This is a genomic window from Citrobacter sp. Ct235 (assembly GCF_030332305.1).
Taxonomy (GTDB): Bacteria; Pseudomonadota; Gammaproteobacteria; order Enterobacterales; family Enterobacteriaceae; genus Citrobacter_A; species Citrobacter_A telavivensis.
On record NZ_JAOWIC010000047.1, the window covers coordinates 28,005 to 54,295 of the forward strand.

The window sequence follows — 26,291 nt, forward strand, 5'->3', positions numbered from 1 at the left end:
AACGTTGAGTTCCTGAGTTTAAAACGCCAGCGCGATACGGTAGTAAATAACGAGGTGGTCCGGTGTAAGCCAGTCCGGATATTTCAGTGGCACACCCATTGTGAGCTGCGATGAGTAATGCCGGGCAGAGGACGACAGCCCGATAGCGCTGCCCCACAGCGTTCCAGAGGAGTACGGGTCATATTTATCCGAATGCAGCCAGCCGCCATCGACAGCGGCGATGGCGCTGACCTGGCCGATAAACGGGAACGTGAAAAGGGAATAATTCAGTTCATTACGCAGATACCCACCGTTGTTGCCGGAAATATACTGCTCCTTAAATCCGCGCACTGAACTTTCGCCGCCGATACTCAGCTGCTCGGCACCGTACAGACGGTCAGGGGACCACTGACCGTAAGCGCTGGCAAGCCACCACAGCCCGTCAGCAACGGGGCGCTGAAAACTGGCACTCAGGGACCATTTACGAAACTGGCTCTTCGGCTGGTCGTCTCCTTTGCCGTGGTCATTTTCGGCGTCAAACCATGACATGCCGCGCGTGAAAACCGGGTTCAGTGTGCCCACACCGCCCAGCAGTTTATGGGTGTGATTCAGACCCATGCTGAAAGAGGTAAGTTTACGACTGCTGCTCTCAAGCAGGGCGTCATCAAGATAATTGTGGCTGATGCGGTGCTGGAGTCCGCCGGTCAGCGCCGTTTTGATGTCACCGTTACGAAACAGGACATGTGAAAGACCAAGACGGTGAGTCTGTGTGTCACCCGTGGAACGCCATAGCCAGCCGTTGTTATCAACTGTGCTGAGGTAGTTGCTCCAGGAATAACTGTAATCCAGCAGGGAATATCCATACGGCAGGCTGAATCCCGCCGCCACGTTCTGCGCATCGTGCGCATTCGAAAAATCACTGCTGCGCCCGCCGCTGATAAACCCGTTATCGGCCAGCCCAAGAAGGTTATTAAAAGAAAGGGAACCACTTAACTGCCCCGTCCCGGTACTTTTCTGCCCGCTGTTGTCCAGACTCACCGAGCCAGTGACGGGAAATTCCGGCGTGGCGGTGAGATTAACCACCGACCAGCCCTCTTTATCACCCGGGAGAATTTCAATCTGTACCGGTTCACTGCGGGTACGGTTAATCTGCTCCATGCCCTGTTCAATATCGCGCAGGTTCAGAATACTGCCTTCCCGTCGCGGAAACGCCATCTTCAGCATACGGGGTGGGGCATCCTCCATTCTGATGGCCTGAAGACGGCCCTCCATTACCACAAGGCGAAGATTTCCGGCAGAGATATCCTGTTCTGTCAGAAAAGCGCGACTGGTGATATAGCCCCGACTGACGTACCAGTCCGTCACGTCATTTGTAAGCTGCGTCAGTTGCGCCATATTCAGACAGCGGTTCAGCCACGGGGACAACAGTTTTTGTTGTGCAGCAGAGGTAATTAGCGTGGAGCCACTGAGAGTAATCTGGCGAATGTCAAAACAGGGGCCTGACGAGTCCGGCGCAGCAGAAGTGGGTTCTGCCACACGGGGCAATACAATGCTGCGCTCAAGTTCATCACGCTGGCTCTGTTCACGACGAAGCTGTTCAGACTGCTGTTGCTGAATGGTGTCGCGATCGGCGGGTGAAAGCGGTGCGGCACAAACTGCGGTACTCAGTACCGACAGGAACGATAAAACAATCCTGAACCCGATCAGTGCATCCCTGCCCATTGTTCCCGCTTCCTCTGCATTCGTTTCATTTAAGATATGGATAGTAAATTTAAGATATGGATAATAAATAAGAACTTAGCTATTGAGGGTAAGGTTATAGCGTATTATTTACTTACATTTCCATACAAAAAATATAGTTTCTGTATAAAAAACATTTTCCCTCGTTATGAAGATTTTTACCTGGCAAGACCAAAGCGGAGCCACACATTGTCATGACGCCTGCGATTTCGCTGGGGACGCCACTGTTCATGATCTAAAAAATGCGGGTGAGGCTGCGATAAGCCTCTGGATGCAGCGTTATGACATGACGCGGAATGACTAGGAACGGTCACCAGGACAATAGGTTCCAGGTAGCGATCGGGGTGTTTATAAGTTTGTTTGCCGACATTGCGGTCTCGTTATATTTAACGGGGATTTTTCATCGCTGACCGTGATTTTCGCGGATATTCCGGGCTAAACAAGATAGCCTAATAATGAGTAGCGCTGATTCAGAGGTAGAATAACGTTTAATTAACGACTGAATCCGCCTGGCAGGCGAGGCGCGAAATCAAAATCGGTTGTACTCAACCTCGCTCATGTGTTATCACATCGCGAACACTTCTCTATTTTTTTAATTATGCCAACGCCGATTAATACTGATTATTTTTTTGAGAAATTAGAGACCAAAACAGGTCTCGATTATATCCTGCGGGCACGGGAAAAAGTGCCAGAAAAGGGGATGTACATAAAACCCCATGTCCATTTCGAACACGAAATTATGTGGTTTCGCAAAGCGAAGGGCAGTTATAGCATTGGTCGGGAGAAGTTCAGGATCGAGAATAACACCTTGATTTATGTAAGCCCGTTGGTCCTGCATGACATGGAGCTGGAATTTACAGGTGACCATGAGCGTTATATCTTACAGTACGATCGGGCGATGCTCAGTAATCTAAAATATCCCCTCCCGGTGCTTGAATCCCATACCGGTGTTGTCACTGGTCTTAACGGAAAGGCTGCTGACAGGCTGGATTTCATTTTCAGATGGTTTTCAGACGTTAATGAAGACGAGCACACGGAAAATGAGATTAGGCCGCTGCTTATTCTCTTGTTGAATACGGTACTTCAGCACGCGGTAACATCTGAGAAAATTTCATCTGAAACGGATAGTCAGTCAATATTTAGCATGATAATTAATTTTGTCATTGCGATAGAAACAGGGACATCCTTTAATATCAGCCTGAACGAGGCGGCTGGTGCTGTTGGGCTGTCGGCTGGCCATTTCTCCAGAGTGTTTAAAAAGGTTATGCAGGTCAGTTTTAAAGAGTATTTACTGCGCAAGAAAATCGCGATGTCGGTCCAGCTGTTGCGTAATACCGACCTGAGTATCACTGACATTGCTTATAAATGTGAATTTACGGATGCCGCTTACTATTGCTATCAGTTTCGGCGATTTATCGGCGTTACGCCGAAAAAATTCAGAACCAGCAACCTCACCTCTGAACAGCTTAAAATCAACGAAAATATCTCCAGCTAGCCCCTTTTCTGTTGATGACCGGGTTAACACGGCGAATGATTATCATTGATAACGATTCGTTGGCTCTGCACGCTTCTAAATAAATCATGCGACGAGTCAATCGCAGACAGTTCTTGCTGAAAATGTGATCGACACGTAGCGCCTGGCGCAAAAAAATTATATAAATGGCCAGTTTATCTACATTTTTTATCCCCTGTTGCACTTATCTTTTATATTGAGGCCGGCCCTGAATTTTTAAAATTCTTGATCCTCTCAGGTAAAAGGTATTTCTATGAATAAGTCAGGCGTCAAAGAAAAAATAGGTTATGGATTAGGCGATGGTGCGTCCAATATTATCTGGCAAACCATTATGCTGTTTATGGCCTATTTTTATACAGATATCTATGGATTAAGCGCTTTTCATATGGGGACAATGTTTCTCGTTGTCCGGGCTTTTGATGCCGTTGCTGATGTTTATATTGGTTATCTTGCCGATCATACCAAAACAAAGTATGGTCAGTTCAGACCTTACTTGCTTTGGTTTTCGCTTCCGTTCGGTATTTTTGGCGCATTGACATTTTATACGCCCGATTTTGGTGAGACGGGCAGGATTATTTATGCATATGTTTCTTATACTGCATTATCCCTTTTTTACTCTCTCGTCAACGTTCCTTACTGTGCATTAATCAACAATATTTCAAAGGATGCAAAAGAGCGTGTTTCAATGCAATCGTACCGTTTTGCCTTTGCGGCGTTAGGCGGCATTATTGTGTCGGTTGTCGCGCTACCGTTAACCAAAATACTGGGCGCAGGCGATCTACAGAAAGGTTATTTTCTTGCCATGGTCATCATGGGAGGAATGAGTACTCTCATGTTCTTTCTCTGCTTTGCGATGACCAAAGAGCACTATGTTAAAGAAGTGGATAAAAGTCATAACCTGCGGGGAATATATCAGGAGTTGCTTATTATTATTAACGATTTCAACTGGCGCTGTATCTTTTCGCTTAATATCGCCAGTCTGATTGCCGGCATTTTAAAAACGGGTGGGGCGATCTATTTTGTCAGTTACTATATGAAAAGGCCTGATTTAGTCAGCACGGTACTGGTTATTATTCTTTGCACACGGTTTGTGGGGGCTATGTCCACCACCTTACTGTATAAAAATTTTGATCGGGTACTCGCCTACAAACTGACATTAGTGATACAGGCTGTCATTCTGACTGCACTTTTTGCCGTCCCTGCGGAGTCTGTCGCGTTGATTTGCAGCGTCATCTGCCTGATCCATTTTATTGACGCAAGCTCAGCTCCTTTGCAATGGAGTCTGTTGAGCGACATTATTGATAATGTTGAAAAAAAATCAAATCGTTCATTAAGTGGGCTGGTTTTTTCCACCAATCTCTTTGCTATTAAAATTGGTATTGCCGTTGGCGGAGCCATTATCGGCTGGCTGTTGACCTTTGGGGGCTATGTCGGGAACGCCGCGATGCAAACAGACCCCGCCATTATGACGGTGCGCCTCATTTTTACGATTATCCCGGCAGTTTTTGTCTTGATCATGTTTTTTATTATGCAGCGCTATCGTTCATATGATGTGTAAGCACCGTGACATCATTCAGTCAGTATAACGTAAATTCATTTTTGTCTTTCAGGACGTGTCTATGACCACAATGACCAACCCGATTATTCCAGGCTTTAATCCTGATCCTTCCATCATCAGAGTTGGCGATGCCTATTATTTAGCGACGTCAACCTTTGAATGGTTCCCCGGCGTCTGTCTGTATAAATCCTGGGATCTCAAGAACTGGCGTCTTATTTCTTATCCGTTAAATCGGAGAAGCCAGCTCGACATGATAGGTAACCCGGACTCTGGCGGAATATATGCACCCTGTTTGAGCTACGATGCTGACAGATTCTATCTTATCTACACCGACGTTAAAAATGTGAGCGGACGTTTTTGGGATACCAATAACTATATGGTGACCACTGAAGATATTGAGGGCGAGTGGTCTGAGCCAACGTATCTCAATAGCCGGGGAATTGATCCTTCTCTCTTTCATCATAGCGATGGGACCAAGTGGCTGGTGAGTATGGAAATGAGCTATATGGATGGTGGCGAGGCCGGGTTTCCCAAATGGAATGGTATTATTATTCAGCAGTATGACGAAAAGAATAATACGCTAACGGGAGAATGCCGGAAAATATACGCCGGAACCTCGCTTGGGATCACCGAAGGACCGCATCTGTATGAATATAACGGCTGGTACTATCTGCTGGTTGCGGAAGGCGGCACCTTTTATAACCATAGCGTGACCGTGGCACGTTCAAAACATCTGTTTGGCCCCTATGAAACCGATCCTATCGGTCAAATGATGACATCACGTTTCGATTGTCGCCTGCCGTTACAGCGCGTCGGACATGCCGATCTCATTGAAAACAGCCAGGGGGAATGGTTTATCGTGCATTTATGCGGTCGGCCATTACCCTCCAAAGGCCGCAGTCCGATGGGGCGTGAAACGGCGATTCAACAGGTTTACTGGAATGACGAGGGCTGGTTGCGGTTGGCAAATAATACCGTTGCGCCTGATTTGACGGTACAAACGTCACTGAGAGAATTCCCCTGGCCTGCGCTCCCTGAAAAAGATGATTTTGATACGCCCGTTCTGCCGCTTCAATATCAGTCGTTGCGCATCCCCTTAAGTGAAGAGATGTGTACGCTGAAAGAAAGAAGCGGTTGGTTACGACTGCGCGGTCGTGAATCGCTCAGTTCACATCACTATCAGAGTTTACTGGCAAGAAGACAAACCGATTTCGTCTTCACCGCACAGACCTGCGTAGATTTTCATCCACATTCATTTCAGCAAATGGCGGGATTAGTCTGTTTTTACGACACGACAAATTATATTTATTTACATATTTCCTGCAGTGAAAAGGGGGAGAGGACGGTTAATTTGATGATTAACGACCTTAACAGATTCTCACTACCGACCGGGGAAGGGATTAACATTCCCCGTGATGGCGTGGTGTATCTTAAAGTCTGTGTGAAAGACGATGCCGCCAACTTCTATTATTCGTTAGATGAGCGCACGTGGTTTCCCGTGGGTGATCATGTGGAATACAGTAAGCTCTCTGATGAGTATTTTAAAGAAAGAGGCATTGAACGCTTCACCGGGGCTTTTGTCGGGATGTGCTGCCAGGATTTCACCGGTGAGCGCATTTATGCCGATTTTGATTATTTCCTCTATTCGGCAAATTAATCATTAGCACATTGAGGGGATGAAAGTGATGATCCCCTCGGATTATCCCTCATGAGAAACGGATTAACCGGCACCGATATTTCTACGCATTATCAGATTCAGAATTATCGCGCATGCCACGCTGTATTAATCTCACGTCTAATCATATAGTGCCATGCAGTACATGTTTATCAGCTTAAGGAGAAGATGATGAAACGTATCGATTTGCACATGCATTCGCAATACAGCGATGATGCGGATTTCCCCGTTAGCGACCTGCTGAGCATGGCGAAAGCGGCGAACCTGGCGGCGGTGGCAATCACCGATCACAACTCAGCGCGATCCGTTGAAGAGGCCATTCGCTATGGCAATGAAAACGGTGTGAGCGTGATGACGGGCATTGAAATTGATTGCTCGTTTGCAGGCAATAACTATCATCTGCTGGGCTACGGTTTTCGTCGCGATTGCCGGGATTTTGGCGCCGTCGAGCAGAATTTTCACCATCTGGAAAGTGTCGCGACGCCGCTGAAACTGGCGAAGCTTCGGGCGCTCGGGTTCCAGCTTGACGTCAATCGCCTGTATACCATGGCGGGCGATCGCGTTCCGCAGGAAGAGCAGATGGCAGAGTTGATTTTAGAGGATGCGCGCAATGCGAATCATGAGCTGCTGGTGCCGTACCGGGCCGGAAACCCTCGCAGCGACATGCCGCTGATTAATTTCTTCTGGGATTTTTTTGGCCGCGACAAACCGTGCCATGTGAAGGTTGATCTACCACCAATGGCAGAGATGGCGTCGATCATTATCGATAACGGAGGCATTCCGGTGATTGCGCATATCGGTGCCAACGTAAAGGAAAAGCATCTGTCGGTGATTGAGCAAATGCTGCCGCTCGGCGTGCAGGGCGTGGAGGTATTCTCCAGCTATCATGATGAGGCGCTTTGTCGCGAACTTTATCAGTTCACGCTGGATAGAACGCTGTTGGCAACCAACGGTAGCGATTTCCACGGTAAAAACAAACCCAACATCAAAATGGGCAGCAGCCAGCCATGGGCTGAAGCACTGCCGAAAACCCTTGAAATTCTTGACAAGGTGACGCTTTATTAGCGACTGACAAGCCCGGTGTTTCTCTTTTTTGATTGCCGTACTAACCGATCTCATGCATAAGAGAAGGCCGCAAAAACGCTGCGGCCCCGGGTGTCAGGCTGCCAGCTCAGGCATTTTCTCCTTCACAAAATTTAAAACTTTCTCTGCGTCCAGCGACGCATAGGGCAAACTTTCAATAATGGCGATTGGACGCGTGTTTCCGACAATGTCATAAATCTCAGAAAGCTTGTATTGAATATGCGGCGCAATGAGAAAACCGTCGAAAGCGGGAGCGACACTGGCGAAATTATCCAGTCCCACTGCGCTAATCATGAGAGGATTGCCGCTGCTTTCTGCCAGTACATGCATCTTTTTGGCAAGTGAATTTGCCGTATTCCCGAACAAACAACATATCAGAAGCTTTTTCATGTTTTTGACCTCCTGAAAACGGTTCATAGAATAGGTCTGGTCATGCTCAAAAAATGAGCGCCACATCTTATTTGCATCATAAATATATTCCAGAGTGGGCTGCGCAGAGCTGAAGTCTTTTCCACCGTCCAGGATGTGTTGACTACACTTAAGCGAGTCTGCGTTCCTGACGGCTTCTGGATTCATGAATCAGGCTCATAAGGCCATGCCAGTGGATATCCTTAACGTCTCTTCGTCTTAGCGTTATTCTGCGCTAACTCATCGGCGCGTGATGAAAACGAGGCTCACTCACTGTTTCATTTCCCTTCACGCCACATGACCCATCATCCGGAGAAAATTCATGACGCTTAATGTAAAAGGTTACGCCGCGTTTGCTGCAAAAGAAGATTTAGCTCCTCATCATTTTGTTCGCCGCGATCCGCGTGACAACGATGTGGTTATCGAGATTTTGTATAGCGGTGTCTGTCACTCGGACATTCATAATGCGTTCAACGACTGGGGCGGCGCAAAATACCCGATGGTGCCGGGCCATGAGATCATTGGTCGCATTACGCATGTGGGCAAAGCCGTGACGAAATTCCGCGTCGGCGATTACGCCGGCGTGGGCTGTATGGTTGATTCCTGTCAGCATTGCAAACCTTGTGCGCAAGGGCTGGAACAGTATTGCGAAGAAGGAAGCACGCTGACCTATAACGATATTGATCGGCACGATCATATGCCGACCTACGGCGGCTATTCCGATAAGATCGTGGTGACGGAAAAGTTCGTCATCAAAATTCCCGAAACGTTGGATCTGAAAGGCGCAGCGCCGCTGCTTTGCGCCGGAATTACTACCTGGTCGCCGCTTCGCCACTGGAAGGTGGGGCCGGGCAGTCAGGTTGCGGTGGTGGGATTGGGCGGTCTGGGCCATATGGCGATTAAACTGGCGAAAGCGCTGGGGGCGGAGGTGACCTTGTTCAGCCGCTCCCCAAACAAAGAGGCGGATGCCCGTCGGCTGGGCGCTGCGCATATTGTGATTTCAACCGATGAAAAGCAAATGCAGGGCGTCTATAACCAGTTTGATTTAATTATTGATACCGTTCCGTATGTTCACGATCTTAAACCCTATATCCCTACGCTGGCGCTGAATGGCACCCTCGTACTGGTGGGGTATCTGGGTGATTTGGATCCGGTACTGAACAGTACGCCGTTGATCCTGGGTCGGAAATCGGTGGCAGGATCGGTCATCGGCGGCATTGCCGAAACGCAGGAGATGATCGATTTCTGTGCCGAGCACCAGATCACGTCGGATATTGAACTCATTGCTATCCAGGATATTAACGTCGCCTGGCAGCGAATGCTGAAGAGCGATGTGAAATATCGCTTCGTTATTGATATCGCCTCGCTGAACGCGTGACAAAAATGGCGGTACGCGGTACCGCCCGTTTAGTTATTTACGCCGTTAATCGACGCATCAGTCGTTGTCGGGTTTCATTGTCAATAAAGCTGGCTTCCAGTGCGTGTTCGTTACAGCGATAGAAATTCGCCTGGGGAGCCACCTTGCGTAAGAAATGAGCAAGATCGCCGCACTTCGTCGTGGCAATAAAGATCCTGGTAAAGTCATCCAGCGTGATTCCTGGGCAAATTTGTTTTATATAATGAAAGCTCAGGCAGGTATCCAGGTGAACATGAAGTTCGACCTTCTTAATATTTTTCGGGGAGAATGTCATCAGAATACCTCGCATCCATTACGACAATAAGGAATAAAGCTTTTGCTTGAACATGCCCGATTTTATGCGGGTGATAATTGTGGCATTGACGGGCAGACCGGTCAGTTGCGTCGAATCGATAACGAAGTGTCCGTAGGATTTATCATTTTTGTATTCGATCCACGTATGAGCCTCAAAAGAGGAATCAATAATTTCCGGGTACAGCGCCACTGCCATCGTGGTGGGATCGGGCAAATCGAAGCCGATTTTGTTCATACGACTTGCATTGAACGCCATTAGCGTCTTGTTGCAGCGAACGGAAAATCGGCCTAACTCGCTGAGCTCATTTAAAAACACAATATCTTCCTGATTGATAAAAGCCTCGCCCATACCAATTTCCCAGCCTACCACGGTTAACGGCAGTCCCGATTCAAGCACCAGGTGTACCGCTTCGGCATCCACGTAGAAATTAAACTCCGCTAAAGGGGTGATATTGCCAGGGGTGAGTCCGGCACCGCCCATCACATAAACATGTTTTATTTTCTGCACCAGTTCAGGCTCTTTTAAAATCGCCATAGCGAGATTGGTCAAAGGGCCCAGCGTGACAATTTCCAACTGACCATCAAAGCGGGAGGCAAATTCAATGATCGCATCGACGGCATGCATTTTTTCAACCCTCAAAGAGGGCTCGGGGAGTGCCATATCACCCATCCCATCCTCACCATGAATATGGTGCGAGTAATAACGTTCCCGGAACAGAGGTTTTGTCATGCCCGCGTAAACAGGAGGAAAGTAAGTATCGCTTTTCTCCACGCAGATCAGTGCATTTTTGACACACTGGGGTAAGGGGCAATTACCCGCAACGGTGGTAATCGCTTCAACCTGAATATGAGAGGCTCTTAATGCCATCAAAAGGGCTACCGCATCGTCAGAAGCGGTGTCGGTATCTATCAGAAAATGTCTCATCGCAGTTACTCCGTTTATTATGTCCAGTAACGTTAAAATGCGCAGAGTTGGCGATAACAAAAAGGACATATGTCCTTTTTGTTATCGCCGCGTTCATTTTATTGTGCTATCCCATGAAAGGGAGACAGGAAAAGGGCGGAGGGGAAGATGAAAAATATCAGCGACAGTGCCTTAAAAGAGCGATTTATTTTAGCGCACGGGTTATCTGCTGTACTCAACGCTTCGCTGTTAGCCGCATTGCGTCTGATTAAAATTGACGCCGGGGAATATCTGACGACGCAAAGTACGTATTTGACACATCTCTTTTTCCTGGTTGACGGTAAGCTGCAAGTCGAACGCCAGAATTCAAACGGGACTCATGGGGTCTATTCTTTTGAAACCGCTTTTTCGGTGATCGGTGAACTCGAACTTTTCTCAACAAAACAAAGTAAAGTCCTCAGTGCCGTCCAGGCATTATCGGACTCTCTGTTACTTTCCCTTCCGGTTGAGGCAGTAAGAGAGAACGCGATGCGCGATCCCGCTTTTCTTCTTTTTATGTGTCAGAATTTAAGTCATAAGTTACTTAATACTTCACTGCTGCATTCGGTTGGTGCGATTTCGGTGGAATCTAAATTGCGTCAATTCTTATTATTCAAAACGCAAAGCGAAGGCGTAATGATTCAGTTGGAGAACAGGGAGTCGCTCGCCGCCATGTTGGGCGTTTCTGTCAGACAACTCAATCGCGCGCTGATAAAACTTGCGCAGCAGGAGATTATCCAATACAAAAATAAATCCCTGAGGATTATCAATCCTGTCCGCTTATCCGATTTTCCTGGCGACAAAATCTGAACCGGGGCTGGGGAACGTATTCCCGAAAGCATGAGATAATGCTCTCGCTGTGAAGGAAGGCTGGAATGATATTTCAGCCAATATACACATTACGATGAGATCAACGGATGAATCTACTTGAACTGACTCTCCTGAGTGGACAATACGACGGTCATGAAACGGGCGGCAAGATCCCGTGGAACGATCCAGACTTCAGTCGCAGAATGCTGGAAAACCACTTGTCTCAGGAGCACGACTGGGCCAGTCGTAAACTTTCGGTCATCGAGCAACAGGTCGACTGGATCGCCCGTCAACTTCCCGTGGGCGCAAAGATCCTTGATCTGGGATGCGGACCTGGCTTTTACACCCAACGTCTCGCACAGCGCGGGTTTGATTGCACCGGCGTTGACTTTTCTCCGGCCTCTGTTCAGTGGGCGCGGGAACAGGCGCAAAGCGCAGGACTGAACATTGATTATCAGGAACAGGACGTCCGCGATTACCTGCCGGGTGATGCTTTTGATTTTATCATGATGACTTTCGGTGAAATCAATGTCTTTACCATCGAGGATGCGCAACGGCTGGTGGCACGCTGCGCGGCCTGGCTGAAGCCGGGAGGCGCTCTGCTGATTGAAGTGCATACTTTTGACGAAGTCAAAAGGCAGGGGATGGCACAACCGTCCTGGCAGCGCTGTTCGCAGGGGCTGTTTCTCGCCGAACCACATCTGTTGCTGAGCGAAAATAGCTGGAATGAGGAAATGCAAACCAGCACCACGACGTTCTGGGCGCTCAAGGCCGACGCCAGCGTCGTGCATTTTAGCAGCCAGACGCGTGCCTGGCGGGACGAAGAGTATCTGCAGTTGCTGGCGCAGTGCGGTTTTCACACCACAACCCGCATTGCCGCTGACGACTGGCCGGTCAGTGAAACCTTTGCCGGGAAGCTCTATGCTTTGATGGCCCGTCGCGAAACGGCGTAAACGGTAATTTATCCGTTCTGCGACCAGAGAAATCGGATGCCCGATGGCTTACGCTGTCGGGCTTTTTTTAGACCGGGGAGCCTTACATTGCGGGGAGTGATTCACTATCATGCCTGAATCCCGCTACCTGTCAGGATCCGCCCATGCTTAAAGAAAACTTCAACGAACTGCAGATCTTTCTGGTTGTAGCCAGAGAGCGGAGTTTTACCAAAGCCGCTGCGAAGATTGGTGTTTCACAATCGGCCCTCAGCCATGCCATAAAAGCGCTGGAGGAGCGTTTGAACCTGCGGCTTTTGACCCGTACCACCCGCAGCGTGGCGCCAACCGCTGCTGGCGAGAGAATCATCGCCTGTCTTGAACCCCGTATCGCAGACCTTGAACAGGAACTGGAAGCACTCATTCAGCTAAACGGGACGACCTCGGGTCATATCCGTTTGTCAGCCGGGGAACACGCGACGCGCAGTTTGCTGTGGTCGAGGCTGAAACCTTTTCTCAAAGCCTGGCCGCAAATCAGCGTCGAGCTGGTGGTCGATAACGGTTTTGTGGATATCGTAGAAGGTCGTTTTGACGCCGGGGTGCGTCTGGGCGAAAGCGTTGATAAAGATATGGTCGCGGTAAAAATCGGCCCGGATATGCGCATGGCGGTAGTGGGGTCGCCAGACTATTTTGCTGAGCGTCCCGTGCCAGAAACGCCGCATGAATTGCAGAACCACCGGTGTATCAATATGCGTCTGCCTACCGCGGGCGGTCTGTACCACTGGGAATTTGAGCGGGACGGCAAGCCGCTGCGAGTCAGGGTGGACGGACAGTTGACGTTAAACCTGCTCACCGAACGCGTCGATGCCGCACTGTCCGGGTTTGGCCTCACCTGCGTGCCGGAGGATTCTGTCGCAGAGTACGTCAAATCCGGCGCGCTGGTGCAGGTTTTGCAGTCATGGTGTCCTGAATTTCCGGGCTACTATCTTTACTACCCCAGCCGCAAACAGCATCCACCCGCCTTTGCGCGCCTGATCGAGGCATTGCGCTACCCCTGAGTCGTCAGGGGAGCTGGGCGTACGCTTCCTCACTGACCGGCTCCAGCCATTCGTTTGAAGACCCTTGTGCGGGCACCTCGACGGCAAGATGGGCAAACCAACTGTCTGCCGCCGCGCCATGCCAGTGTTTTACGCCGGGCGGAATATTCACGACGTCTCCGGCGACCAGAGGCTGTGCCGGTTTATCCCACTCCTGATACCAGCCTCGTCCGCCGGTCACCAGCAGAATTTGTCCCCCCTTGTGGTGGATATGCCAGTGATTGCGACAGCCGGGTTCAAACACCACGTTGCCAATATTGACACCCTGCGTGGACAGCATATTCAGGTAGCTGGTCCCCTGAAAATATTGCGCATACGCTTCGTTTTTCGGCCCTTTCGGGAAAATGCCATTACCTTCAAATGGTGCGTTCATGATTTCTCCGGGGTTGTCAGGTTGGCGGTCAGCGCCATTACGGCGCTGGCAACGGTAATCATCGTCATCCGTTGGGACAGGAAGAATGAGATGCAGTGTAGCGTTTTCTCACCCGGAGATAATGGTCGCCAGCGGGATAACCACTATGAATATCATTCATAAATCTCAGCCAGAAAAAAAAACAGAAAGATATGGGGCGATCATTTTCGTGCTTTTGGGGATGGTATTTAAAGGTAACGCATTGTTTATTAATGAATTGATAAGGGATAATTTGCAGACTTTTAAAGTCAATCATTATCCTTTCCGATCAAACATAAAATCTACAAAACTAGACATCTATCGAGTTTTCATCTTAAAGTCCCGAGGCTGGCACTAGACAAAACTGTCTTATGGTTATCAAATGGTTAAATAATATTTCACTGGATGTGAATGATCGGCCAGATATATGAATGGTCGGCGGGTAATTCAGTGGCTACAAGCAAGACAACACACCATTTCGGGAGAAATTATGCATTCCTCTGTTAATAAAAACGAAAGCCGAACGTTCTTCGGCCATCCTTATCCGCTGGGTTCACTGTTCTTCACGGAGATGTGGGAGCGATTTTCATTTTACGGCATTCGTCCGTTACTGATCCTGTTCATGGCCGCGACCGTCTACGATGGCGGCATGGGACTGGCGCGTGAAAATGCGTCCGCGATTGTCGGTATTTTTGCCGGCAGCATGTACCTGGCGGCGCTTCCGGGTGGCTGGCTGGCGGATAACTGGCTCGGGCAACAGCGCGCGGTGTGGTACGGTTCGATCCTGATCGCGCTCGGCCATCTGTCTATTGCCCTGTCGGCCTGGATGGGTGACAACCTGTTCTTCATCGGCCTGATGTTTATCGTACTGGGGTCGGGTCTGTTCAAAACCTGTATCTCCGTCATGGTGGGCACTCTCTACAAGAAAGGCGATGCCCGCCGCGACGGCGGTTTCTCGCTGTTCTACATGGGCATTAACATGGGGTCATTCATCGCCCCGCTGATCTCCGGCTGGTTGATCAAATCTCACGGTTGGCACTGGGGCTTTGGTATCGGCGGGATCGGGATGCTGGTCGCGCTGGTTATCTTCCGCGTGTTTGCCGTACCTTCCATGAAACGCTACGACAGCGAAGTGGGGCTTGATTCGACATGGAACAGCCCGGTGGCGAAGAAAAACGGCGTGGGTGGCTGGTTGCTGGCGCTGAGCGTCGGCGTGGCTATTATCGTGACGCTGATAGCCCAGGGGGTGATTGTCATTAATCCGGTCGCCGTTGCCAGCATGCTGGTCTACGTCATTGCCGCTTCGGTGGCGCTTTACTTTATCTACCTGTTCGTGTTTGCGGGTCTGACACGCAAAGAGCGCGCCAGACTGCTGGTTTGCTTTATTCTGCTGGTTTCTGCGGCTTTCTTCTGGTCTGCATTTGAACAGAAACCGACCTCGTTCAACCTGTTCGCGAACGACTATACCAACCGCATGATCGGTGATTTCGAAATTCCTGCCGTCTGGTTCCAGTCGATCAACGCCCTGTTCATTATCCTGCTGGCACCGGTCTTCAGCTGGGCATGGCCGGCGCTGGCGCGCAAAAACGTGCGCCTGAGCAGTATCACCAAGTTTGTTATCGGTATTCTGTGCGCGGCGGCGGGCTTTGGCCTGATGATGATGGCTGCACAGAACGTGCTGAGCAACGGTGGGGCGGGCGTATCGCCGTTCTGGCTGGTGGGCAGCATTCTGATGCTGACGCTGGGCGAATTGTGTCTGAGCCCGATTGGTCTGGCGACCATGACGCTGTTAGCGCCAGAAAGAATGCGGGGTCAGATGATGGGCCTGTGGTTCTGCGCCAGCGCATTGGGTAACCTGGCGGCGGGTCTGATTGGTGGGCACGTCAAGGCTGACCAACTGGATATGCTGCCTGACCTCTTCGCCCGCTGCTCCATAGCGCTGCTGATTTGTGCCGCTGTGCTTATCGTATTAATTGTTCCGGTTCGTCGCATGCTGGAAAATGCGCAGGTGAAAACTGAGCAGAAACCCGCCATCAATGGCTGATCGATAATTATCCGTCTCTCACTCCGCCGGCGTTAAATACGCCGGTTTTTTTCACAATAAGTAAACATTCACCCTCGCCATCCTCAATAATCCATGTGATTATTTCTTATATTATTTAAGGATCTCATCGCTCGTTCTTTTTGTGGTGTAATATTCTAAATTTAAGATTATTTAAAGTGTTGTATGCTGCACTTGCGTTATTTATTAGATTAGGTATCTGAGTCACGCTTAAGACTATTTCATTTGAGAAGATTATATATTGGAGGGAAAATAGCCAAATCGGAAATCATTTGTTTATTAAATGCTACTGACGGGATTATTTCAACCTTTTTAATTTAAGGGGCGTTTGTCTGTGTCTGTAAAGTCTAAAAAACAAATATATTCTTTTAAGTAGGGAACGGCTTATTATGAAATACTCTCTGTCTTTCGGGTTTAAACCGAATAAAATCGCATTATTGTTAAGTACTATTCTTTCTGCGTCATCGCTTCCTGTTTATGCGGAAGCGGAACGCATTTCGATTACTGATTCGGTTCCTGTCGACAAACGAACCGTGCAGGTCGCCGATGGTGCTGATGTCTCTTACATTGGCGTCGGGGCGACAGGTGCCAGCGTCACGGTCAACGGTAAAATTGACATGGTCAGCCCGGCAGGCAATACCGGATCGAGCGTGTATGTTTCCGCCGGGGATCTGGATTTAGGTAAAGGTTCATCTATCGATTATTCTACGTTATCCAGTTCTGTCGCCGATGCCGTCAGAGTTTACGGTGGTAGCCTTAAGGCTGAAGATTTAACGATTAAACAGTCTGGCGTACCGACGATTGGTCTTTACGTCAATAACGCGGCGAATGTTGTGTTAACCGGCGACACCCTGTTTGATTTAACGATTACCACTCCGGTCACTGTTTCATCCAGCATTATGTCTTCAGCTATTGTCGCGTATAAAGACTCGACCCTCACCGCGGAAAACATCACCGTGAAATACGCGGATAACAAATCTTCCAGCGAAGTGGGGACGACCACCGTGGAAGCGCTGGAACTAAAGGGGCTGAGCACGAGGATCACGGGGAATGTGAATGTTGATTTGCAGTCCACCTCGGCGGTTTACCTGGAAGGGATGAACGTCAGCAGCAATGCCGATATTATGGGTACAACCCAAATCAAGATTACGACGGACGCAGCGGAAGATGGTGTTAAAGGCCTGGTGCTGGAGGATCATCGTGACTCCGTATCGCTGCCAGCCAGAGCGAATATAATCAACTTTAATGATGTCAATATTGATGTCACTGATAACGCAACGGATTACGATTTTGGCTTGATTACCGGGCTGTCGTCGTTGGGGGCACTGTCGGATATTACGATGGATAACCTTAACATTAAGGCGCGGGCGAAAGGTGATGCGAGCGTCATTGGCGCACTGTTTCACGGAAGCGAAGAGGCCAGCGTCAGAATCAACAACCTGAATATCGCGGTTTCCGGGGATGATACAACCAATCTGTACGGTATTCAGGGCGTGAGCGTGGAGGACATGACCTTCAATACGCTGAATGTGCAGTCAGAGGGCGGTAACCGGGTTGAACTTGTGCGTAATGCGAATGCAAAAATCCTCGGTGATGTCACGCTGGGGAGTTTGCAGGGGGTGCAGAGTGCGCAGGGTAACTTACTCGCTATCTATGGTTCCATCGATATCAGCAACAACAATAAATTCCAGGCGTGGGGGGATATTCAGTCCGAGAGCAATCACATCGTCAATATTAACACCGGCGATAACTCCTACCTTTACGGCAAAACGAAGAAGGTATCCAGCGGCATTATCGATCTGGCATTCAACGGCAGCCACAGTCGTTGGGATATGACTGGCGACTCCAGCCTGACAAATCTGACGCTGAACAACGCGACGCTGAACTTTATGGCGCCAGTCACGAGTACCAGTCAGCTGACGCGTGCTGCCACAACGTTCAAAACCCTGACCGTGAGCGGCGATTATACCGGGACTAACGGTAACATCGTGATGAACAGCCAACTGGGCGATGATACTTCTCCAACTGACCGCCTGGTTATTGCGGGTAACACCTCCGGCACCACAAACGTGAAGGTATTGAACGCAGGTGGGGCTGGTGGTCTCACGACGGAGGGTATTGAACTTATTAGCGTAGGCGGCAACTCCGACGGTGAGTTCACACAGAGCGGGCGTATTATTGCGGGTGCGTATGATTACACCCTGCAACGTGGCGAAGGCACGCAGGCGAAAAACTGGTTCCTGAGCAGTGCGCTGTCTCCGGAACCGCCAGAACAGCCAGATCCGGTGGTTCCGGTAACGCCTGTTGACCCGGTTGATCCCGTAGACCCGCAGGATCCGGTTCAGCCGCAGTCTCCGACCCCAACGCCGCGTGAACACGCGGTGCGTCCGGAAGCCGGTCTGTACGGTATGAACCTGCAGGCGGCGAATACGATGTTCAACACCCGGCTGCAGGATCGTCTGGGTGAAACCCAGTACACCGACGCGTTAACCGGCGAGCAGAAGGTGACCAGCCTGTGGCTGCGCAACGTGGGCGGGCATACCCGTCAGCACGACAGCAGCGCCCAGTTGAACCTGCAGGCCAACCGCTATGTCATGCAACTCGGCGGTGATATTGCGCAGTGGTCTTCCGACAACACTGACCGCTACCATCTGGGGGTGATGGCGGGCTATGCCAACCAGAAAGCCCGTGCTGAAAATCAGCGTAACGGCAACCGTGCGCGCAGCGCCATCGACGGTTACAGCGTTGGCCTGTATGGCACCTGGCTTCAGGACAACGCGACCCATGAAGGCGCGTATGTTGATACCTGGGCACAGTACAGCTGGTTTGATAACACCCTTTCCGGCGACGGTGTGGAGTCAGAAGAGTATGACGCTAAAGGTTTCACCGCCTCTGTGGAATCCGGTTACACCTGGAAACTGGCGGACATCAGCGAGCGTAACGCGCTGTACATCCAGCCTAAAGCCCAGGTCACCTGGATGGGCGTGAAGGCCGACGAGCACAAAGAAGTTAACGGTACCCGCGTGGAAGGTAACGGTGATGGCAACATCCAGACCCGCGTCGGCGTGCGTCTGTTCGGCAAGGGTCACAACCCGCTCGACGACGGTAAAGACCGCACCTTCCAGCCGTTTGTGGAAGCCAACTGGATCCACAACAGCAAAGACTTTGGCGTCTCAATGAACGGTGAAAACGTGGATCTGCAGGGTGCGCGCAATATTGGCGAAGTGAAAGCCGGTGTTGAAGGCCAGTTGACGAAGAACGTCGCTCTGTGGGGCAACATCGGTCAGCAGATGGGCGATAAGGGCTACAGCGATACCTCCGCGATGATCGGAATTAAAGCGTCGTTCTGATGTGAATTGCCGGATGGTGGCCGTGCCTTATCCGGCCTACAAGTGGTAAGTGTAGGCCGAATAAGCGCCAGCACCATCCGGTAATCAATAACACTAAAATAACGACTCCTCTTCATCCCCGGTAAAGTTCGGTTGCGGCAGACAGGTGTAAGCCCCCAGTAATCCGCACGTATGGAGACGCTTGTACCCCCCACTCGGCTGAAGAATAATGCGTCTGGTCCTTCGCCCTGTCATGGTTGTCAGGGGGAGGGAGATTATCGTGCAAAACCATTATTGATACAGATCTGCCCGCTGGTACGCAGGGTAAAGGCGATCGTCTCGGGATAGTGGCTGTAATAGTTATGTTCTTCTGCCAGTCCTTTTTCCTGCGCCAGTTTTACCGTCTCCAGTGAACAGGTACGGTATATTAAATCTTTTTCCATCAGCTTCTGTTTTTCGCGTTGTTTTGCCGGAGGAAGCGCTAACCATTTTTCTGAAAGCGAATAATCGAAGACCACGCGCGAACCTTTGGCCTGAATGTTTTGCGCCGTAATGTAATCATCAATTTTCACGCTGGACTGGCCGCGCATTTTTTTCTTTTCTTCTGCTGCTGCATATTTTGCCAGCGCGTCACTGTCCATCCCGGCGATTTTTTCCTTATAGACCGCCACGTAGCCTGCCGGCTGCTGGTAGTGGTTGCTGTAGGCTTTACGCATGTCGCTGTCACTCATCGTACAGCCGGTAAGAATAAGTGGTAATAAAAGGAGTAATTTATTTTTTAACATCGGATTGTTCCCATTTTGCTATTTGATAAATAATAAACCCCATTTCTCTCTGTATTAAATTTATTTAAAAGAGAGCGGTTGTTTTTTTGAGTAATAGTGTTTTACAGCAAAGGGAATGACGAAGGCAAATACTGTCCCCTGAAACTACTTTATTTCAGGGGGAGGGGGTTAGCGATGGGTAATTCCTTCATAGATTAAGCGTAATGCCAGCAGGCCAATAATTGCCCCGATGATTCGACTGGCGACGCGCTGTATTCTGCCGTATGCCCGACGCACGGCCGGCAATGAAAAGGCCTGACTCAGAAAGACGCGCCAGATAACTGAAGAGAGCACAATCCCGGCCCAGGCCATCATCCTCGCCCACATGGGCGTGTCGGCACTCAGCGTCACGGAGAAGATACTGATAAAAAACAGAACGGTTTGCGGATTAGACAGATCGGTCAATAAGCCGCGACGAAAGAACACCGTCCACGGCGCGCTAACGGGTTGCTGAAGCGTCGGCATTTGCGGCGTGGCCTGGTGGCGAATGCTGTTCCAGGCAAACCACAGCAGATACGCGCCGCCGCCAATTTTGATCACCGAGAATACCGCTTCGCACTGGGTAATCAGCGTCGCCATGCCGAACAATCCCAGCCCGGAATAGATTGCGTCACCTAACGCCACACCCAGACCGGTTAATACGCCTGCGCGTCGTCCGGAGGCCAGACTGGTTTGCACAACCACAAACAGATTGGCGCCTGGGTTAAAGAAGGTTAAGACGAACAGGCTGACGGTGAGGAAAACCGCGTGCAGAGGTTCCATAAACCACATTTCCCTGAATCAGATAAAGTAACCTCATCTTATTTATCACAAAACCTGGGGGATGCGAATGGGATCACAAAGGGAGAGGCGGGGGAAGAAAACCACCCGCGTTGCCACGGGTGGTAGAGGGTCAGAAGCTGTATTTCAGCCCTAACATGCCTTGCGTATCGCTGTAGCCGTTGTCGCCAATCTGTTGGGCAACGTTGCCCCACAGTTGCAGACGCTGGCTAAGTTGGCCTTCAACGCCCACTTTCAGTTCACCTATGTTGCGGGTGCCTTTCACGTCGTTGCTGATGTCATCCATCTGTACGCGGTAATTCTGCGTGTTGTGGATCCAGTTGGCTTCGACAAACGGCTGGAAGGTGCGGTCCTTGCCGTCATCCATCGCGTTATGCCCCTGCAGGTACGCTTTCACACCCAGGCGCGTTTGCAGATTACCGTCGGTTTTATCCACGACCCGGGTGCCATTTTTCTCAACGTGCGTATCGGCCTGCACGTCCATCCAGGTCACCTGGACTTTAGGTTGAATGTACAGCGCGTTACGCTCGCTGAGTTCGGCCAGTTTCCAGGTATAGCCCGTTTCGACAGAGGCGGTGATACCGTCTGAGTCATACTTTTCAGACGCCAGTCCCTGTCCGGAGACGGTGTTGTCAAACCAGTTGTAGAGCATCCAGCCATCAACATAAGCCCCGGTTTTATCGGCGTCGTTGGCATACCAGGTGCCGTACAGACCGGCGCTGTAGCCGCTGATTTCCCCACGAGAAGAGTATCCGGTCAGACTGGAATGACTGCGGCTCTTGCTGTTGGCGTAACCGGCCATCAGACCCAGATGCCAGCGATCCAGGCCGTCGGTGCTCCATTGCGCAATGTCGCCGCCCAGTTGCATGACATAGCGGTTGCTCTGGGTGCTTATCTGCCCGGAACCGTCCTTGAAGCGGTTATGTCCGCCGATGTGGCGCATCCACAGGCTGGTCACCTTCTGCTCGCCGGTTAACGCGTCGGTGTACTGGGTTTCACCCAGACGATCGTGGAGGCGGGTGGTGAACAGCGTGTTGGCGGCAAGGGTGTTTGCCAGATAGCTGCCGGTTTCCGGGCGATACTGATGCGGGCCTTCCGCTGTTGGAGGCATGGGTTCGACGGGCTCTTTCGGGGTGCCCGGCGGGGTTGGGGGGACCGGTCCTGGCAATGCCACACTGGTCAGAGACCAGTTTTGGTTATCTCGTTTCACAATATCGTAGTCATATGCGCCCGCCACAATACGACCTTCTTTCACAAAGGTGCCGTTAGATGCGCCTTCAACGTCGACAATGCGGATGCCTTCAATCGTCGGGGCACCGCTACCGCCGGCGTTGCTGACGCTGACGCGCGTGGTACCGTGGGTATCACCCTTCACAACCAGCTTATCGGTCGGCGAAAGGTCATCACCCAGCACGGTGCGTAAGGCCAGCAGGCCGTTGTTGCCGGTATAATCGCCGTTAATCGTTAACGTGGTTGGGCTAAAGGCTGCTTTCACCCGCGACGGGGAAGAGAGCGTCGCCGTGCCTGCCAGCTCCAGCGAGTTCAGCGTCTGCGAATAGCCATTAAGATCCAGCTGCGCGCCGTTGTCCACGCGGTAATCCGATCGTGCACTCAGGGTATTTTCTACCCCAGCGCGCAACGTGCCGTTCGCGACGTGGGTCGGGCCCTGGTAGGTGTTGGCACCTGTAAGCGTCGTTGTCCCCGAGCCGAAATGGTTCACTTCGCCAACGCCCGTGATTCTGGCCGAGAGCACGAAGTCATCGCTGTTGTGGTTAAAGTTGAGTTCTGCCGTGCTCATACCGCTGGTGTTGCCAAGGTAAATCCACGGCAGATCCAACGTTCCCGCGGCCTGTTGCGCTTCTCCCTTCGCCCCGCCGATATTCAGGATACCGGTGCTGCCTTGCCCCACCGCCAGCCAGATAAAGCTACCTGAGCTGACCGTTGCGCCATTGCTGACGGTCAGAATACCGGTGGCGTCATTGGATGCCGTGCTGTCGAAGCCGCCGAGATAAATGCCCTTTGTCACATCCAGTCGCGAGTTTTCACCGTCGATCAGGGTTACTCCATAGCCATTACGACTGGTACTGCTCGTATTGCCGACGTAGCCGATGTTCATGTGTTCGCTTAAGGAGAGGGTGCCGCCGCGGGTAATCACCAGGTTGCCGCGCCCCTGATCGCCGACCACGCTCCAGGCGGATGAGACAGACGAATTTGCACCGTCGATGGTGACCGTCCCCTGTGCATTTGCGGCATATTCTCCAATGCGCAGTTCATCAATACCGCTGATTTTGCTGCCATTACTCACCAGCAGTGTTCCTGAACCATCATGGGTCCCGAGCACCAGATTCAGATTGTCCAGCGTCCAGGTTGCGCCATTCGTCAGCGTCACGCTGCCGTTCGCGCCATTACCTATCATACCGGCGGAGGTGGCGATATCCCGACCATCGATCAGCAGCGAGCCGTCAGAGTTATTACCGACCCAGAGACTGCTGAAGTTATCCCATGCGGGATCGGTATTTTCCGTCGCGGAAAGCGTAATACTTTGGCCGTTATTAATAATGACGGTATCACCCACACCCGTTGGTGGAGAAATACTATTATCAGCCATTGCTGTGGGTGTTAAGGCAATTGAAATAGCAATGGCTAATAGTGAGCCAGGGGGGTGTATTGTATTTATTTTCATATATTGACTCTTCCTTAAGATTCGAATATTAATTAAATGGAGGGGCAAAAAGGCCAATCTTGAATATTAGGCCATTCGTGGATTTGCTCATGTTAATAAGGAGCTGATGATTATTAATGTTATTTGTCGCGAGGGAAATGGCGTAATCGTTTTGCCACCGACTTGCATGGAGTATCGATAGGCTGAGGCTATTAACCGTCGTTAATGGGCTGAAAATGTGCAAATGGTTGCTAATTGTTTGATTATCAATATTTATTGTTTTTTACCCTCCGCCCAGGAATTGTGCGAATTTAAAGCAAAAAACAATAAGATAGATGAGGTATTCGATAAGACGGGCTTAATGGATGCGTAGGTTTAACGTCAATCTGGTTATCTATTTAACGTTGTTAATCACGTGCGGTAATAATTTTTTTTTCGGATTCTTATACTGGCTAATTATCATTGGCTTGATGAATATCAATTTTTATATTGGTATTTATCTGAGAGGTTTTTTGTTGGAATTAAGACTATTACCAATAAACCCGAAAATTTTTAATAATAATCTTAATTGAAAGGATTCTGAACAGGCTTATTCATACTGAGTTAGCATCTTTTGATTGATTAAAAACAGGGGGCAGCGTTGTCTGCGTATTTATAGTAAACGGACTGACTTAACTTTACCGTCGAACGTGAAAAGCGTACTGAGCAGGTTGAAACCACAAAAGCAATATATCCTGGAAAGGGCCTGGATTTTTCCTGGAAGCTGAACTAGTTATTAATCATCCTTGAACCGCTGCATGGATTCAGGGGTGATGATAGCGTCATAACATAACCTGGAGCTTTACTATGAAAACTGGATATAAAGTCTTGATTGCTGCGTTGGCTTTTGTGGCGACAAATGCGTTTGCAGCGGAGCTGTTAACAAAGGCTGAGTTTGAGAAGGTAGAGTCGCAGTACACCCTGATTGGTAACATCAATACCAGCAATGAAACATCAACTCAGGATGCGAAAGAAGATCTGCTGAAAAAAGCAGAGGAAAAAGGTGCTGATGTGGTTGTGCTGACCTCCGGTCAAACCGACAACAAAATTCATGGCACTGCCAATATTTACAAGAAGAAGTAATTCGTAAGGTTGTCGGGTGGTTCCGGTCTGTTCTGGGTGGTAGGCTGGACAGGACGCTGTGCGTCGCCACCCGACAATTTATTCCTTCAGTCGTCGCCAGAAGGTGGTTCTGCTGATCCCCAGATAGCGAGCTGCGGCACGTTTATCACCGTTGAACTGCACCAGTACCTGCTGCGGTGTGGCTGAAGATACCGGGAATGACGGCGTTTCAATCTCTGCCAGTTCCGGCAGCAGCCGCTGTAGTAAGTGCTCATCCAGCTGTGGCATAGGTTCAACGCTTAAAAACAGCGCCAGCCGTTCCATCATATTACGTAACTCGCGAATATTCCCCGGCCAGTGATAGTGCAACAGAACGCAGGCGCTCTGCGCCAGTCCGGCGCGCACCGACTCGGTAAACGGCACACAGAGCGCGGCCAGCGACTGTTTTAAAAAACCTTCCGCCAGCGACAGGATATCTGCGGGGCGCTCGCGCAGAGCCGGCAGCGACAGACGCAAAATACTCAGGCGATAAAACAGATCGCGACGGAATAGCCCCCGTTTCATCTCCTCTTCCAGATTGCAGTGGGTGGCGCTAATCACCCGCACCGTCACCGGAATGGGGTGATGTCCGCCCACCCGAGTGACCTCTTTTTCTTCCAGTACGCGCAGTAGTCGGGTTTGCAGCGGCAGCGGCATTTCACCGATCTCATCGAGAAACAGCGTCCCTCCGTGGGCGATTTCAAACAGCCCGGCACGGCCGCCGCGTCGCGACCCGGTGAAGGCACCCTCCTCATAGCCGAACAACTCCGCTTCAAGTAATGATTCAGTAATCGCCCCACAGTTTACCGCGACGAACGGATGGGTCGACTTGTCGCCACGCGTGCCTGCACGCGTACAAAACTCCCGGTGAATGGCCTGGGCCGCCAGTTCCTTTCCGGTGCCGGTTTCCCCCTGTATCAGGACAGAGGCTGGTGAACGGGCATACAGCATAATGGTATGGCGCACCTGCTCCATCTGCGCGGACTCGCCGCGAATATCTCCCAGTTCATAGCGGGTACGCAGCGCCTGATCGGACGCGTAATGACCGTGACGGCGCTGGGTGTGGCGAGTCATGTCCAGCGCATCGCTGAAGGCCTGGCGCACCGTGGCGGCGGAATAGATAAAGATACCCGTCATGCCAGCCTCTTCCGCCAGATCGGTTATCAGCCCCGCGCCGACCACCGCCTCAATGCCGCTGGCTTTCAGTTCGTTGATCTGTCCCCGCGCATCTTCTTCGGTGATATAGCTGCGCTGTTCCAGTTGCAGGTTAAAGGTTTTTTGAAAGGCCATCAGCGCCGGCAGTGTCTCCTGATAGGTGACCACGCCAATGGAAGCGGTCAGTTTGCCAGCCTTTGCCAGCGCGTGCAGGACGTCAAAACCGCTGGGCTTGATCAGGATCACCGGAATCGACAGACGGCTTTTCAGATACGCGCCGTTAGATCCTGCGGCGATGATCGCGTCACAGCGTTCGGTCGCCAGCTTTTTACGAATATAGGCGACCGCCTTTTCAAAACCGAGCTGGATTGGGGTGATGGTCGCCTGGTTATCGAACTCGAGGCTGATGTCGCGAAACAGATCGAACAGTCGCGTTACCGAGACCGTCCAGATAACCGGTTTGTCATCATTTACCCGCGGAGGAAGATTTGTCGTCGCCATA

Annotated in this window: 19 protein-coding genes and 1 pseudogene; 11 read left to right on the top strand and 9 right to left on the bottom strand. The window is 50.6% G+C overall.

From position 1 onward, the window contains the following. Positions 1 to 18: 18 nt before the first annotated feature. Entirely contained in the window at positions 19 to 1,701 is a 1,683-nt protein-coding gene (locus OGY35_RS13300) for a ShlB/FhaC/HecB family hemolysin secretion/activation protein (RefSeq protein ID WP_286632508.1), read from the bottom strand. A 616-nt stretch (positions 1,702 to 2,317) separates the two neighbouring features. Between OGY35_RS13300 and OGY35_RS13305 the strand changes: the two genes are divergently transcribed. From OGY35_RS13305 to OGY35_RS13320, 4 genes are all read left to right on the top strand, one after another. After that, a complete protein-coding gene (locus tag OGY35_RS13305) occupies positions 2,318 to 3,214 on the top strand; it encodes a helix-turn-helix transcriptional regulator (protein ID WP_286632509.1) in 897 nt (298 codons plus the stop codon). 271 nt (positions 3,215 to 3,485) lie between these two features. Next, positions 3,486 to 4,790: a glycoside-pentoside-hexuronide (GPH):cation symporter gene (locus tag OGY35_RS13310; protein ID WP_286632510.1), complete on the top strand. Its 1,305-nt coding sequence runs from the start codon at positions 3,486 to 3,488 to the stop codon at positions 4,788 to 4,790. A gap of 61 nt (positions 4,791 to 4,851) precedes the next feature. Continuing rightward, a complete protein-coding gene (locus OGY35_RS13315) occupies positions 4,852 to 6,447 on the top strand; it encodes a glycoside hydrolase family 43 protein (RefSeq protein WP_286632511.1) in 1,596 nt (531 codons plus the stop codon). A gap of 186 nt (positions 6,448 to 6,633) precedes the next feature. Then, positions 6,634 to 7,530, top strand: a complete 897-nt coding sequence (locus OGY35_RS13320; RefSeq protein ID WP_286632512.1) for a PHP domain-containing protein — start codon at positions 6,634 to 6,636, stop codon at positions 7,528 to 7,530. 93 nt (positions 7,531 to 7,623) lie between these two features. Here the strand turns inward: OGY35_RS13320 and OGY35_RS13325 are convergent, their stop codons facing one another. Continuing rightward, positions 7,624 to 7,938, bottom strand: coding sequence for a PTS sugar transporter subunit IIB (locus OGY35_RS13325; protein ID WP_152406387.1), 315 nt, complete (start codon positions 7,936 to 7,938; stop codon positions 7,624 to 7,626). Positions 7,939 to 8,278: 340 nt separating this feature from the next. On the opposite strand from OGY35_RS13325, the gene OGY35_RS13330 reads away from it, so the two are divergent. Continuing rightward, positions 8,279 to 9,334, top strand: coding sequence for an NAD(P)-dependent alcohol dehydrogenase (locus OGY35_RS13330; RefSeq protein WP_152405741.1), 1,056 nt, complete (start codon positions 8,279 to 8,281; stop codon positions 9,332 to 9,334). 37 nt (positions 9,335 to 9,371) lie between these two features. Here the strand turns inward: OGY35_RS13330 and OGY35_RS13335 are convergent, their stop codons facing one another. Next, positions 9,372 to 9,647 carry a hypothetical protein gene (locus OGY35_RS13335; RefSeq protein ID WP_286632513.1) on the bottom strand — a complete coding sequence of 92 codons (276 nt, stop codon included), beginning with the start codon at positions 9,645 to 9,647 and terminating at the stop codon, positions 9,372 to 9,374. An 18-nt stretch (positions 9,648 to 9,665) separates the two neighbouring features. Next, positions 9,666 to 10,592 (bottom strand): nucleoside hydrolase, encoded by a 927-nt coding sequence (locus OGY35_RS13340; RefSeq protein WP_152405739.1) that lies wholly within the window; start codon positions 10,590 to 10,592, stop codon positions 9,666 to 9,668. A 147-nt stretch (positions 10,593 to 10,739) separates the two neighbouring features. Between OGY35_RS13340 and OGY35_RS13345 the strand changes: the two genes are divergently transcribed. The 3 genes and pseudogenes from OGY35_RS13345 to OGY35_RS13355 all read left to right on the top strand — a co-directional run bounded on the left by OGY35_RS13345 (position 10,740) and on the right by OGY35_RS13355 (position 13,407). Next, positions 10,740 to 11,420 (top strand): Crp/Fnr family transcriptional regulator, encoded by a 681-nt coding sequence (locus tag OGY35_RS13345; protein WP_286632514.1) that lies wholly within the window; start codon positions 10,740 to 10,742, stop codon positions 11,418 to 11,420. Positions 11,421 to 11,527: 107 nt separating this feature from the next. Next, positions 11,528 to 12,361 (top strand): annotated as a pseudogene (locus tag OGY35_RS13350) (class I SAM-dependent methyltransferase); the annotation flags it as partial. A gap of 155 nt (positions 12,362 to 12,516) precedes the next feature. Continuing rightward, positions 12,517 to 13,407 (top strand): LysR family transcriptional regulator, encoded by an 891-nt coding sequence (locus OGY35_RS13355; protein ID WP_286632515.1) that lies wholly within the window; start codon positions 12,517 to 12,519, stop codon positions 13,405 to 13,407. 4 nt (positions 13,408 to 13,411) lie between these two features. Here OGY35_RS13355 and OGY35_RS13360 read toward each other — a convergent pair whose 3' ends face one another. Further along, on the bottom strand, positions 13,412 to 13,819 hold the full coding sequence (locus OGY35_RS13360) for a cupin domain-containing protein (RefSeq protein WP_152405735.1): 408 nt from the start codon (positions 13,817 to 13,819) through the stop codon (positions 13,412 to 13,414). Positions 13,820 to 14,327: 508 nt separating this feature from the next. Here OGY35_RS13360 and OGY35_RS13365 point away from each other — a divergent pair. Continuing rightward, complete coding sequence (locus OGY35_RS13365) at positions 14,328 to 15,881, top strand: peptide MFS transporter (protein ID WP_152405734.1); 1,554 nt, start codon at positions 14,328 to 14,330, stop codon at positions 15,879 to 15,881. A gap of 407 nt (positions 15,882 to 16,288) precedes the next feature. Then, positions 16,289 to 19,249, top strand: a complete 2,961-nt coding sequence (locus OGY35_RS13370) for an autotransporter outer membrane beta-barrel domain-containing protein (protein WP_286632516.1) — start codon at positions 16,289 to 16,291, stop codon at positions 19,247 to 19,249. A gap of 254 nt (positions 19,250 to 19,503) precedes the next feature. Here the strand turns inward: OGY35_RS13370 and OGY35_RS13375 are convergent, their stop codons facing one another. From OGY35_RS13375 to OGY35_RS13385, 3 genes are all read right to left on the bottom strand, one after another. Beyond that, entirely contained in the window at positions 19,504 to 19,959 is a 456-nt protein-coding gene (locus tag OGY35_RS13375) for a hypothetical protein (protein WP_286632517.1), read from the bottom strand. 222 nt (positions 19,960 to 20,181) lie between these two features. Next, on the bottom strand, positions 20,182 to 20,814 hold the full coding sequence (locus OGY35_RS13380) for a LysE family transporter (RefSeq protein ID WP_152405731.1): 633 nt from the start codon (positions 20,812 to 20,814) through the stop codon (positions 20,182 to 20,184). A 130-nt stretch (positions 20,815 to 20,944) separates the two neighbouring features. After that, a complete protein-coding gene (locus OGY35_RS13385; protein ID WP_502872702.1) occupies positions 20,945 to 23,515 on the bottom strand; it encodes an autotransporter outer membrane beta-barrel domain-containing protein in 2,571 nt (856 codons plus the stop codon). An 825-nt stretch (positions 23,516 to 24,340) separates the two neighbouring features. On the opposite strand from OGY35_RS13385, the gene yahO reads away from it, so the two are divergent. After that, positions 24,341 to 24,616: a DUF1471 family periplasmic protein YahO gene (gene yahO / locus OGY35_RS13390; protein WP_042324669.1), complete on the top strand. Its 276-nt coding sequence runs from the start codon at positions 24,341 to 24,343 to the stop codon at positions 24,614 to 24,616. Between the two features lie 78 nt (positions 24,617 to 24,694). Here the strand turns inward: yahO and prpR are convergent, their stop codons facing one another. Beyond that, entirely contained in the window at positions 24,695 to 26,290 is a 1,596-nt protein-coding gene (gene prpR, locus OGY35_RS13395) for a propionate catabolism operon regulatory protein PrpR (protein ID WP_286632519.1), read from the bottom strand. Position 26,291: the final 1 nt, after the last annotated feature.